The sequence below is a fragment of the Acidovorax sp. Leaf191 genome (assembly GCF_001424425.1).
GTDB lineage: Bacteria > Pseudomonadota > Gammaproteobacteria > Burkholderiales > Burkholderiaceae_C > Acidovorax.
Genome location: NZ_LMPT01000001.1, coordinates 570,173 through 582,192, shown reverse-complemented (window position 1 = coordinate 582,192; position 12,020 = coordinate 570,173). Strand labels below are relative to the sequence as shown.

Sequence of the window (12,020 nt, the reverse complement as noted above, 5' to 3'; positions counted from 1 at the left end):
GGTCCCTAGGCGTCTCCGTCGCAGACAGTAGCAACGCTACGGCAAGACGGAGCAACGACGCCAGGGGCGGTTTTTGGACCGCCACCCCTCAGAAGAACCCGAGCTTGTTTTCTGAGTAGCTCACCAACAGGTTCTTCGTTTGCTGATAGTGGTCGAGCATCATCTTGTGCGTCTCGCGCCCGATGCCCGACTCCTTGTAGCCGCCGAACGCCGCGTGCGCCGGGTACGCGTGGTAGCAGTTGGTCCACACGCGCCCGGCCTTGATCGCGCGGCCCATGCGGTAGGCCACGTTGCCGTTGCGGCTCCACACGCCGGCGCCCAGGCCGTACAGCGTGTCGTTGGCGATCGCCAGGGCCTCGGCCTCGTCCTTGAAGGTGGTCACGGCCAGCACGGGGCCGAAGATTTCCTCCTGGAAGATGCGCATCTTGTTGTGGCCCTTGAACAGCGTGGGCTGCACGTAGTAGCCGCCTTCCAGGTCGCCGCCCAGGTGGGCCTGGCCGCCTCCGGCCAGCACCTCGGCGCCTTCTTGCTTGCCCAGGTCCAGGTACGACAGGATCTTGGTGAGCTGCTCCTTGCTGGCTTGCGCACCCATCATGCTGTCGGTGTCGAGCGGGTTGGCGTGCTGGATGGCGGCCACGCGCTTCAAGACGCGCTCCATGAACTTGTCGTAGATGCTTTCCTGGATCAGCGCACGCGACGGGCAGGTGCAGACCTCGCCCTGGTTGAACGCGAACAGCACCAGGCCTTCGATGGCCTTGTCCAGGAAGGCGTCGTCCTTGTCCATGATGTCGGCGAAGAACACATTGGGACTCTTGCCGCCCAGCTCCAGCGTGGCGGGGATGAGGTTGTTGGCAGCGGCCTGCGCGATCACGCGGCCGGTGCTGGTGGAGCCGGTGAACGCGATCTTGGCGATGCGCTTGCTGGTGGCCAGCGGCATGCCCGCCTCGCGCCCGTAGCCGTTGACGATGTTGAGCACGCCCGGCGGCAGCAGGTCGGCGATCAGCCCGGCCAGGATCAAAATGGAAATCGGCGTGGACTCCGCGGGCTTGAGCACCACGCAGTTGCCCGCGCCGATCGCCGGGGCCAGCTTCCACGCGGCCATCAGGATGGGGAAGTTCCACGGGATGATCTGGCCCACCACGCCCAGCGGCTCCTGGATGTGGTACGCCACGGTGTTCTCGTCGATGTTGGAAAGCGCGCCTTCCTGCGCGCGCACGCAGCCCGCAAAGTAGCGGAAGTGGTCCACGGTGAGGGGGATGTCGGCGTTCAGCGTCTCGCGGATGGCCTTGCCGTTGTCCACGGTTTCGGCATAGGCCAGCAGCTCCAGGTTCTGCTCGATGCGGTCGGCGATTTTGAGCAGGATGTTGCTGCGCGTGGCGGCGTCCGTCTTGCCCCAGGCGTCGGCAGCGGCGTGGGCAGCGTCCAGCGCCAGCTCGATGTCTTCGGCGGTGGAGCGCGCGGCCTGGGTGTAGACCTTGCCGTTCACCGGCGAGATCACGTCGAAGTACTGGCCCTTGACCGGGGCCACGAACTGGCCGCCGATGAAGTTGTCGTACCGGGGTTGGTAGGCGATCTTGGCGCCGGCGGCGCCGGGGGCTGCGTATACGGTCATGTGCGTTGTCTCCAGGGATGTTGTGTGTGGCATCGGCCGGCCGCGCGGGCCGCGCCGATGCAGTCCCCTACTCAAGACGCATGCCAGCGCCTGGCACGCGGCGGACCGTTGATTTCATGGGGATTTTTCTGTCGGAGCACTGTCCGGACCGTCACACCGTGCCCGCCCGCCGTGTTCCGCAACGCCACACCTGTCACGAAATGGAACACCCGCACCGCGCGGCAGGGCGGCGCCCTTGCCCCGGCCCGGTGGGGGCGCCATACTGGCCGCAGCGGGTGCACCAGACGCCTGCACAGGAGACCAGCGCGTGCGTTCTTCCGCCACCACCCCGCCCCTTGTCGCATTGCGACAGGCCCGCCAGCACCTGCTGGAGTTCGGCCAGTGCCCCAGCGGCCTGCTGGACGAGCGCCTGGCCCGCTCGTGGAGCCGCAGCATGGCCGCTGGCCTCGCGCCCACGGGCCGGGCACCGGGCGTGGAGCACGCGAGCAGCGGCACGCTGCGCCATGCGCTGGCCAGCAACCCCGAGCTGCTGGCGCATTCACGGCCGGTGATGGAATACCTCTTCGAGCAGGTGCGCCACAGCCAGAGCGTGGTGGTGCTGGCCGACCGCCGCGGCATGCTGATGCACACGCTGGGCGACCCGGGCTTCGTGGGCAAGGCCGAGCGCGTGGCGCTGACGAGCGGCGCGTCGTGGCACGAAGCGCACCGGGGCACCAACGCCATCGGCACCGCGCTGGCCGAGTGCACGGCCGTGGAGGTGCACGGCGGGGAGCATTTTCTGGAGCGCAACAGCTTTCTCACCTGCGCGGCCTCGCCCATCCTGTCGGCCACCGGCGAGCTGCTGGGCATTCTCGACATCTCGGGCGACTACCGCCAGGGGCACGCGCACACGCTGGGCCTGGTCAGCACCGCAGCCCGCATGATCGAAAACCGCCTGCTGGCCGCCGCCTGCAAGCGCAACATCCGCCTGCACCTGCACCGCGACCCCGAAGGCATCGGCAGCGTGGCCGAAGGCATCGTGGCCGTGTCGGGCGACGGCTGGATCGTGGGCGCCAACCGCGCAGCCCTGGCCCAGCTGGGGCTGTGCGCCAGCGATGTCGGCGCGACCGAGCTCGAGCGCGTGGTGGACGCGCGGCTGGACGACCTGCTGTCGCACCACCAGCGCCGCCCGCAGCAGCCGCAGGCCGTGCGCCTGCCCGGCGGTGCCCTGCTGTTCGCGCAGGTGCAGAGGGACCCCGCGGCGTGGCCGGGCACCGCGCTGGCGTCGGCCCGCGGCGCAGTCGCAGCCCCCGAGGCCGCGGCACCGGTACAGGCCGTGGATGCCCTCGCGCAGCTGGACACGGGCGATGCCCGCTGGCGCAGCGCCGCCGACAAGGCGCGCCGCGTGGTGGGCAAGCCGATCCCGGTGCTGATCCAGGGCGAGTCGGGCGTGGGCAAGGAAGTGTTCGCCCGCGCGCTGCACGCCAGCGGGCCGCGGCAGGACGGCCCTTTCGTGGCCATCAACTGCGGCGCCATCCCCGAGAACCTCATCGAGGCCGAGCTGTTCGGCTATGTGGGCGGCGCCTTCACCGGCGCGCGCAAGGAGGGCAGCGCGGGCCGGCTGCGCGAGGCCCACGGCGGCACGCTGTTCCTCGATGAAATCGGCGACATGCCCCTGGCCATGCAAACCCGCCTGCTGCGCGTGCTGCAGGAGCGCAGCGTGACGCCGGTGGGCGCGGGCAAGTCGTACGCGGTGGACTTTGCGCTGGTGAGCGCCACCCACAGCCAGCTGATGCAGGCCGCCGAGCAAGGGCACTTTCGGCAAGACCTGTACTACCGCATCAACGGCCTGACGGTGCAGTTGCCGGCGCTGCGCGAGCGCACCGATTTTCTGGCGCTGACGCAGCAGTTGCTGAGCTCGCTGGCCACACCGACCGCAGGACCCAGCCCCTGCCCCGGCCGGCCGCGCAGCCTGCAGCTGGCCCCCGACCTGCTGGCCCGCCTGGCGCGCTACCCCTGGCCCGGCAACCTGCGCCAGTACGCCAGCGTGCTGCGCACCGCCTGCGCCATGCTTGACGACGGCGAAGACACGCTGCGCTGGGACCATCTGCCGGACGACCTGGCGCAGGCGCTGGCGGCGCAGGAACAGAAAGAGGAACACGCACACGCAGGCAGCGGGCCCACGGCCTGGCCCACCGGCCAGGCCACCGCAGACGACGACGAGCCCCCGCCCGCGCCACTCAACCTGCAGCAGCTGTCCCACACCGCCATCGACCAGGCCCTGCAGTCCACCCGCGGCAACATGTCCGAGGCCGCGCGCCGCCTGGGCATCAGCCGCCAGACGCTGTACCGCAAGCTCAAGAAGACGCCGGGGTGAGCGGGCAGCGGGGCTTGCGGAAGCAGCGGCACCGGTAACCTGCACGGTAGCGCGACGACGGCCAGCGGGCGCGTGGTGCGGCGGGCCGGGGCGTACGCTGGCACGCATGGCACGCATGGCACGCATGGCACGCATGGCACGCATGGCAAATGCTATTGAATTAATAGCTGCTAGCGCTTATCCAACAAGCGGTAGTGGCCATTTTGACTGTGATTTTCCCCGTGAGAAGTGAAGGAACAGGGCACTGGATGCCCCGCCTGCCAGCCCACGCACTCCCCGCTCCGGTTCACGCCAGCGGCAGCACGATCCGCGCGCACAGCCCTGCGCCCGGTGCGGTGCGCAGCTCCAGCCGGCCGCCATGGCTGCGCGCCACCCGGTCCACGATGGCCAGGCCCAGCCCCGCCCCCGGTGCGCCCGACCGCGCCGCGCCACCGCCGCGCGCGAAGGGCTCGCGCATGCGCTCCAGTGCCTCGGGCGCGATGCCCGGGCCCTGGTCGGCCACCTCGATCCAGGCCGTGGCGCCCGCCGTGCCGGTGCGCAACACCACGGGCGCCGCGCCGTAGCGCCACGCGTTTTCCACCAGGTTGTCCAGCGCACGGCGCAGGGCCTGCGGGCGCACGGGCACATCGGGCATATCGGGCATATCGGGCTCATAGGGCAAATGCGAGGGCGGGGCCAGCTCCAGCCGCAGGCTGCGGCCATGGTCTGCCTGCGCCTCGGCCACGGCCCGGGCCAGGTCGTTGAGCGATGCCATGGCGGCGGCCTCGGCCTCGCCCACCCGCGCAAAGTCCAGGAACTGGCCGACGATGCCGTCCATCTCGTCGATGCTGCGCGCCATGCTGGCCGCGAGCGGCGCGTCCAGGCCGGGGCCTGCGATCTCCACCCCCAGCCGCAGCTTGGTCAGCGGCGTGCGCAGGTCGTGCGACACGCCCGCCAGCATCAGCGCACGCTCGTGGTCGGCCGCGGCCAGGCTCTGCGCCATCTGGTTGAAGCTGCGCGCCACGGTGGCGATCTCGTCGGGCCCGTCCTCGGGCAGGGCGGCGGGTGCCTGGCCCTGCGCCAGCTGCTGCGCCGCCCCCACCACCTGGCCCAGCGGGCGGTTGATGTGCCGCTGCAGCCACCAGGCCCCCCACAACGCCAGCAGCACGCTGATCAGCGTGGCCAGCAGCCAGGCCCCCGTGAACTCGCGGGTAGGGAACACGCTGGGCAGGTGCAGCCAGTAGGCTGTGCCGTCGTGCACCACCCGCAGCGCCAGCACGCCCGTGCTGTCGCGCCGCCACAGGGCCTCGCCACCCGGCGCGGTGCCGCCGCCCTCCAGCCGCCGCGCCACGGCCTGCACGAACTGCCGCTCCAGCGGCGACAACAAGGCGCGCCGGGGCTGGGACGTGGGCACCGCCTGCGCTGCCTGCGCTGCCTGCTGCAGGTTGAAGGCTTCGACAAACGCGGCGCGCTGGCCTGCGGGCAGTGCCTGCAGCCCGGCGCTCAGCGCCGCCACATTGCGCGCCACGCCATCGGCCACCTGCGCCACCCGGGGCTGCAGGATCATCTGCCGCACCAGCACCACCGCCACCAATTGCCCCAGCACCACCAGCGCGGCAATCAGGAGCAGGTTGCGCCCCAGCACGCTGCGCGGCCACGGGCTGCGGCGGTGGGCGGGCGCTGATGAGGGCGCTGCGGGCGGGGCCGGAATATGCGAGGCCGGGATGTGCGGCGCCGTCATGGCGTGGTGCCCGCACCCTGCGGCGCGGCCCCGTCGGGCACGAACACATAGCCCACGCCCCACACCGTGCGGATGTGGCGCGGCTGCGCGGGGTCGGACTCGATGAGCTTGCGCAGGCGCATCACCTGCACGTCGATGCTGCGGTCGGTGGCCGCGTGGTCGGGGCCGTAGGCCAGCGCGATGAGCCGGTCGCGCCCCAGCGGCCGGTGCGGCTGCCGGGCCAGGGCCTGCAGCAGCGCGAACTCGCCCGTGGTCAGGGGCACGTCGGCGCCCTCGCGCGTGAGCCGGCGCTCGTCCAGCCACAGCGTGAACGCGCCGAACGCGATCTGCCCGCCCGCCTGGCGCGGCCCGGCGTGGGCCCCCAGCAGACGCTGGCGCCGCACCAGGGCCTGGATGCGCGCCAGCAGCTCGCGCGGGTTGAAGGGCTTGGGCAGGTAGTCGTCGGCACCCATCTCCAGCCCGACGATGCGGTCCACCGGGTCGCCCCGCGCGGTGAGCATCAGGATGGGAATGGTCTCGCCCTGCGCGCGCAGGCGCCGGCAGATGGCCAGGCCGTCCTCGCCCGGCATCATCACGTCGAGCACCAGCACATCGAAGCGCTCGCGCGCCAGCAGCACGTTGAGCGGGCCCGCGCCGTCCACCGTGCGCACGGTGTAGCCCTGGTCGCCAAGGTAGCGCTGCAGCAGGGCCCGCAGGTCGGGCTCGTCATCGGCCACGAGGATCTTGGCGCGTGCATCGTTCATGCGCGGATCATGACAGGCGGTGACGGCCTGTGACGGCGCTGTCATACCTTGTCATCACTTGGCACGGCGGCGCAACCCGCAGCCGGGCGTGGAAGCCGCACCATGCAGGCATCCCTTCTTCTTCGGAGTTGTCCACCATGTCTGCCGCCACCTTCTTCCGCTCTGCCCCAGCCCTGCTGTGTGCACTGGCCAGTGCCGCCCTGCTGGCCCTCGCCCCGGCGCATGCCCAGTCCTCCGACGCGCCCGCCACGCCCGGCGCCCGCCTGCGTGCCCGGCTGCTGGAGCGCGCGCTGCAGAACCCGGCGCCGCTGCCCGCCGGCGTGCAGAAGCTGGCCGACCTGCCCTACGGCAGCGACGCACGCCAGCGCATGGACGTGTACCTGCCGCCCGCGGACGCGCGCCCGGCCGGCCTGCGCGCACCGGTGATCTTCATGGTGCACGGCGGCGCCTGGCGCACCGGCGACAAGGCGATGCCGAAGGTCGTGGAGAACAAGGTGGCGCGCTGGGTGGCGCGTGGCTTCGTGTTCGTCTCCATCAACTACCGCATGCTGCCCGACACCCCCGTGGCGCAGCAGGCCTACGACGTGGCCCAGGCGCTGGCCGCAGCCCAGCAGCGCGCGCCCGGGTGGGGCGCCGACCCCGGCCGCTTCATCCTGATGGGCCACTCCGCGGGGGCCCACCTGGTGTCGCTGATCAACGCGCAGCCCGCGTTCGCGCAGCGCCAGGGCGCCTGGCCCTGGCTGGGCACGGTGTCGCTGGACAGCGCGGTGCTGAACGTGCCGCGCCTCATGGCCGCGCCGCATGCCCGCCTGTACGACGAGGCCTTCGGCACGAACCTGGCCACCTGGACGCTGCTGTCGCCCTTCCACCAGCTCGTGGCCGGCGCTCCGCCCTACCAGCTCGTGTGCTCCACCGAGCGCCCCGACCAGCCCTGCCTGCAGGCCGAGGCCATGGCGCGCCAGGCCGCCACCCTGGGCGTGCGCGCCGAGGTCCTGCCCGAGCCGCTCGAACACGGCGAGATCAACGGCGAGCTGGGCCTGGACAGCGGCTACGCCCGCGCAGTGGAGGCCTTCATGGCCTCGCTGGACCCGCTGGTGGCGCGCCTGCTGGGGCAATGAGATGGACAAAGCCGTCAGTTTTCAAGACAGCTCGGTATTTTGGATATTGAAGTGCATTCGGGAGGTATTTTATGAAAAACCGCATCCTGTGCTCCCCAAACCTCTCCAAAAGCAAAAGGCGGATCGAGAAGCCAAGCAATTTCTACTCCTCCAGAAAGATCGACGACCTCACTCTCACCCAGCAACTCCATCGGCTCAACGCGATAGAGACGCACGACCGCAGGGTCTCTCAAGTCCTTGTGAAACAATCGTTGAAGCAGAGATGGCTGATAATAATCAAGTTGATAGACACCATGGGGGCTGAGATGACGGGATTGCAACTTGAGAAAAAATCCATCTAGAATCAACAGAATTGCAACAAGCAAAAAGGCCAACCCAGAAATTGTCAATCTATTAATTTTCACGGATTAAATAAACCCTACGTGGTCAAAAATCATATTTAATGGTTTTCGGAAGTTTTATTCGGTGCATGTCCGAAATAACCATAAAGTCACCGCCACGTCCATGCTGCTCACGCCATAGACGAAAGTGTTTGTTTTGGACCAGATATCTTCGGCCACGTACCTCTTCGACATTTCTATCGTGAACAAATCTTGGGGTGGTGAAAACATCATTTGCAAATCTGGCATTACGCTCAACCCCATTGAAACTCCAGAACCCTAGGGGTTGAGAAATGAACAAGTCGTCATTGAAGTCATACGTATCGCGCAGATAGAAGCCGAGCTCGTCCACTTCAATCGTCACTCTGCTTACAGTGTTTGAGGTGACGATTCCTGAAATAGCCATCTTGATTGATGCCTCTCCCAATGCAGCATAGAAATCATCCATGGGATCGCTGAGTTTTCCAACCCCCGCAAAATTCACTTGACAGCTGTTATCAACTTCTTTAGCTGGACGACCGAGATCTCCGAAGCGCCAACAACCGGTTTTTCCTATACCTTGCTTCAAAATTCGTTGCCGGAGTAACTTCAAACCCCGTGCAGTTGCCCAATTCATCTGCAGATCAAGCATGGCCGCACGCACTCTTGGGAACCCAAGGGCCCATGTCATCGTGGCCAGATTTTCCTCCAACCTTTCTTCGGGCAGTTGGTGCAAGAGGTAAGGAGATGCTCCACCACGCTTCATGTCCAAGCTCATTTCAAACTTTGGACTTCTGAACCACCTGTCCATGAATGAAGCCGCCACAGGCCATCCAAGTCGTGAGCGCATCACGCCGGGAATATCCGCAAGTTGAAACAGAGCCACAGATGGCAACCTTTTCTCAAGTTGCTCCTGCAGCTTCACCACATCCGTCTTGATTATTTCACCCAAAAAATCCCCCACTAGCCATGAAAATCTCGGGGCGATTCTCGAGGCCGCTGGGACTCAAACCTGTTTCTTTAATGTGTTTGTTGTTACTTTGCGTAATTTAATGACTAAAACGCAATTAAATACTGTTGCAGGTACTGCCCCGTGTGGCTGGCCGGGTTGGCCGCCAGGTCCTCTGGCGTGCCCACGCCCACCACGGTGCCGCCGCCGGCACCGCCCTCGGGGCCCATGTCGATGAGCCAGTCGGCGGTCTTGATGACGTCGAGGTTGTGCTCGATGATCACGATGGTGTTGCCCGCGTCGCGCAGCTGGTGCAGCACCTTGAGCAGCAGGTCGATGTCCGCAAAATGCAAGCCGGTGGTGGGCTCGTCCAGGATGTAGAGCGTGCGGCCCGTGTCGCGCTTGGAAAGCTCCTGCGCCAGCTTCACCCGCTGCGCCTCGCCGCCCGACAGCGTGGTGGCCGCCTGGCCCAGCCGGATGTACGACAGGCCCACATCCAGCAGCGTCTGCAGCTTGCGCGCGATGGTCGGCACGTCCTTGAAGAAGGCGGCGGCGTCTTCCACCGTCAGCTCCAGGATCTGCGCGATGTTCTTGCCCTTCCACAGCACTTCCAGTGTCTCGCGGTTGTAGCGCTGGCCGTGGCAGATGTCGCAGGGCACGTACACGTCGGGCAGAAAGTGCATCTCCACCTTCACCACGCCGTCGCCCTGGCAGGCCTCGCAGCGGCCACCGGCCACGTTGAAGCTGAAGCGCCCAGGGCCGTAGCCGCGCTCCTTGGCGGTGTTGACCTCGGCCATCAGCTCGCGGATGGGGGTGAACAGGCCGGTGTAGGTGGCCGGGTTGCTGCGCGGCGTGCGGCCGATGGGGCTCTGGTCGACGTTGATGACCTTGTCGAAGTACTCGATGCCCACGATCTCGTCGTGCGCGGCGGGCTCTTCGTGCGCGCGGTACAGCTGGCGGGCCACGGCGGCGTACAGCGTGTCGTTGACCAGCGTGCTCTTGCCCGAGCCCGACACGCCCGTCACGCAGGTGAGCAACCCCACCGGAAAGTCCGCCGTCACGTTCTTGAGGTTGTTGCCCGTGGCACCAGCCACGCGCAGCGCCTGCAGGGCGCCCTGGCGCGCGTGGTGCTCGGCCATGCGCTCGGCCCGGCGTTTGCTGGCTTCGGTCTGCGGAAAGCGCGACTTGGCCTTGGCCTCCACCACGGGCGCAGCCTGTTGCTCGAGCACCGGCAGCCAGGGCGTGCGGCGCGGAGGCACGGCAATCGAGCGCACGCCCGACAGGTACTGGCCGGTGAGCGACTGCGTGTTGCCGCGCACTTCGTCGTAGGTGCCCTGCGCCATCACGCGCCCGCCATGCACGCCCGCGCCGGGGCCCATGTCGATCACGTGGTCGGCGGCGCGCATCATGTCTTCGTCGTGCTCGACCACGATCACGCTGTTGCCGATGTCGCGCAGGTGTTTGAGCGTGGCGATCAGGCGGTCGTTGTCGCGCTGGTGCAGGCCGATGCTGGGCTCGTCCAGCACGTACATCACGCCGGTGAGGCCCGAGCCGATCTGGGACGCGAGGCGGATGCGCTGCGCCTCGCCGCCGGAGAGGGTCTCGGCGCTGCGGTCCAGGCTCAGGTAGCTCAGCCCCACGTCGTTCAGGAACTGCAGGCGGGTGGCGATCTCGCGCACCACCTTGCCGGCGATCTCGGCCTTGGCGCCGGTGAGCTGGAGGTCGTTGAACCAGGCATGGGCGGTGTTCAGCGTCGCGTGGCTCACTTCAAAGATGGCACGGGCCTGCTCGCCCTCGCCCAGCCGCACGTGGCGGGCTTCGCGGCGCAGGCGGGTGCCGTGGCATTCGGGGCAGGGCTGGGTGCTGCGAAAGCGCGCCAGGTCCTCGCGCACCACCACCGAATCGGTCTCGCGGTAGCGCCGCGCCATGTTGGGGATGATGCCTTCGAACGGGTGCTTCTTGGCATACACCTTGCCCTTGGAGGCACCGCTGTCCATGATGTAGCTGAAGGCGATTTCTTCGTCGCCCGAGCCGTGCAGGATGGCGTTCTGCACCGGTGCGGGCAGCGACTCGAACGGCGCCTCGATGTTGAACGCGTAGTGCTTGGCCAGGCTTTCGAGCATCGCAAAGTAGTAGCCGTTGCGCCGGTCCCAGCCCTTGATGGCGCCGCTGGCCAGGCTCAGCGTGGGAAAGGCCACCACACGCGCCGGGTCGAACACGTCGCGCTGGCCGATGCCGTCGCACGCAGGGCACGCGCCCATGGGCGAGTTGAAGGAGAACAGGCGCGGCTCCAGCTCCGGCAGCGAGTAGCTGCACACGGGGCAGGCGAACTTGCTGCTGAACAGGTGCTCCTGCCCCGTGTCCATCTCCAGCGCCAGCACGCGGCCGTTGCCCTCGTGCCCGCCCACGCGCAACACCGACTCGATGCTCTCGGCCAGGCGCTGCTGCAGGTCGGCCCGCACCTTGATGCGGTCGATCACCACGTCGATGTTGTGCTTCTCGGTTTTCTTGAGCGCAGGCAGGTTCTCGTGTTCGTAGATCTGGCCGTCGACGCGAAAGCGCACGTAGCCCAGCGCCTGCATCTGCGCGAACAGCTCGGTGAACTCGCCTTTCTTCTCGCGCGCCACGGGCGCGAGCAGCATGAGCTTGGTGTCTTCCGGCAGGGCCAGCACGGCATCCACCATCTGGCTCACGGTCTGCGCGGCCAGCGGCAGGCCGTGGTCGGGGCAGTAGGGCGTGCCGGCGCGGGCATAGAGCAGCCGCAGGTAGTCGTGGATCTCGGTCACCGTGCCCACGGTGGAGCGCGGGTTGTGGCTGGTGGCCTTCTGCTCGATGCTGATGGCGGGCGACAGGCCCTCGATGAGGTCGACATCGGGCTTGTCCAGCCGCCCGAGGAACTGCCGCGCATAGGCAGAGAGGCTCTCCACATAGCGCCGTTGGCCTTCGGCATAGAGCGTGTCGAACGCCAGGCTCGACTTGCCCGACCCCGACAGCCCCGTGATCACCACCAGCTGGTTGCGGGGGATGTCGAGGTCGATGTTCTTGAGGTTGTGCGTGCGCGCGCCGCGGATGCTGATGCGCTGCTCGCGCAGGGCGCGGGCGAGGTACGTGCCGTCATCAGGTGTGGCGGGTGACGGGGCGGTGTGGTCGGTCACGGGTGGGG

General features: G+C 67.8%; 8 protein-coding genes. 2 read left to right on the top strand and 6 right to left on the bottom strand.

Going from position 1 to position 12,020, the window contains the following annotated elements; genetic code table 11:
* Positions 1-88: 88 nt before the first annotated feature.
* On the bottom strand, positions 89-1,612 hold the full coding sequence (gene exaC / locus ASG27_RS02550; protein WP_056171339.1) for an acetaldehyde dehydrogenase ExaC: 1,524 nt from the start codon (positions 1,610-1,612) through the stop codon (positions 89-91).
* Between the two features lie 307 nt (positions 1,613-1,919).
* On the opposite strand from exaC, the gene ASG27_RS02545 reads away from it, so the two are divergent.
* Complete coding sequence (locus tag ASG27_RS02545) at positions 1,920-3,968, top strand: sigma-54-dependent Fis family transcriptional regulator (protein WP_056411067.1); 2,049 nt, start codon at positions 1,920-1,922, stop codon at positions 3,966-3,968.
* A 286-nt stretch (positions 3,969-4,254) separates the two neighbouring features.
* On the opposite strand, the gene ASG27_RS02540 is transcribed toward ASG27_RS02545, so the two are convergent.
* Entirely contained in the window at positions 4,255-5,688 is a 1,434-nt protein-coding gene (locus ASG27_RS02540; RefSeq protein WP_082485714.1) for an ATP-binding protein, read from the bottom strand.
* Positions 5,685-6,431, bottom strand: coding sequence for an osmolarity response regulator transcription factor OmpR (ompR, locus tag ASG27_RS02535; protein ID WP_056411065.1), 747 nt, complete (start codon positions 6,429-6,431; stop codon positions 5,685-5,687). The genes ASG27_RS02540 and ompR overlap by 4 nt, the downstream gene beginning before the upstream one ends.
* A gap of 137 nt (positions 6,432-6,568) precedes the next feature.
* On the opposite strand from ompR, the gene ASG27_RS02530 reads away from it, so the two are divergent.
* On the top strand, positions 6,569-7,549 hold the full coding sequence (locus ASG27_RS02530) for an alpha/beta hydrolase (RefSeq protein ID WP_056411063.1): 981 nt from the start codon (positions 6,569-6,571) through the stop codon (positions 7,547-7,549).
* Between the two features lie 14 nt (positions 7,550-7,563).
* Here ASG27_RS02530 and ASG27_RS26450 read toward each other — a convergent pair whose 3' ends face one another.
* The 3 genes from ASG27_RS26450 to uvrA all read right to left on the bottom strand — a co-directional run bounded on the left by ASG27_RS26450 (position 7,564) and on the right by uvrA (position 12,012).
* Positions 7,564-7,953: a hypothetical protein gene (locus tag ASG27_RS26450; RefSeq protein ID WP_156370418.1), complete on the bottom strand. Its 390-nt coding sequence runs from the start codon at positions 7,951-7,953 to the stop codon at positions 7,564-7,566.
* Between the two features lie 22 nt (positions 7,954-7,975).
* Positions 7,976-8,833 carry a DUF6402 family protein gene (locus ASG27_RS25685; protein WP_235503874.1) on the bottom strand — a complete coding sequence of 286 codons (858 nt, stop codon included), beginning with the start codon at positions 8,831-8,833 and terminating at the stop codon, positions 7,976-7,978.
* Positions 8,834-8,964: 131 nt separating this feature from the next.
* The gene (uvrA, locus tag ASG27_RS02515; RefSeq protein ID WP_156370417.1) at positions 8,965-12,012 is read right to left on the bottom strand and encodes an excinuclease ABC subunit UvrA; all 3,048 of its coding nucleotides are present in this window, start codon (positions 12,010-12,012) and stop codon (positions 8,965-8,967) included.
* Between the last annotated feature and the right edge of the window lie 8 nt (positions 12,013-12,020).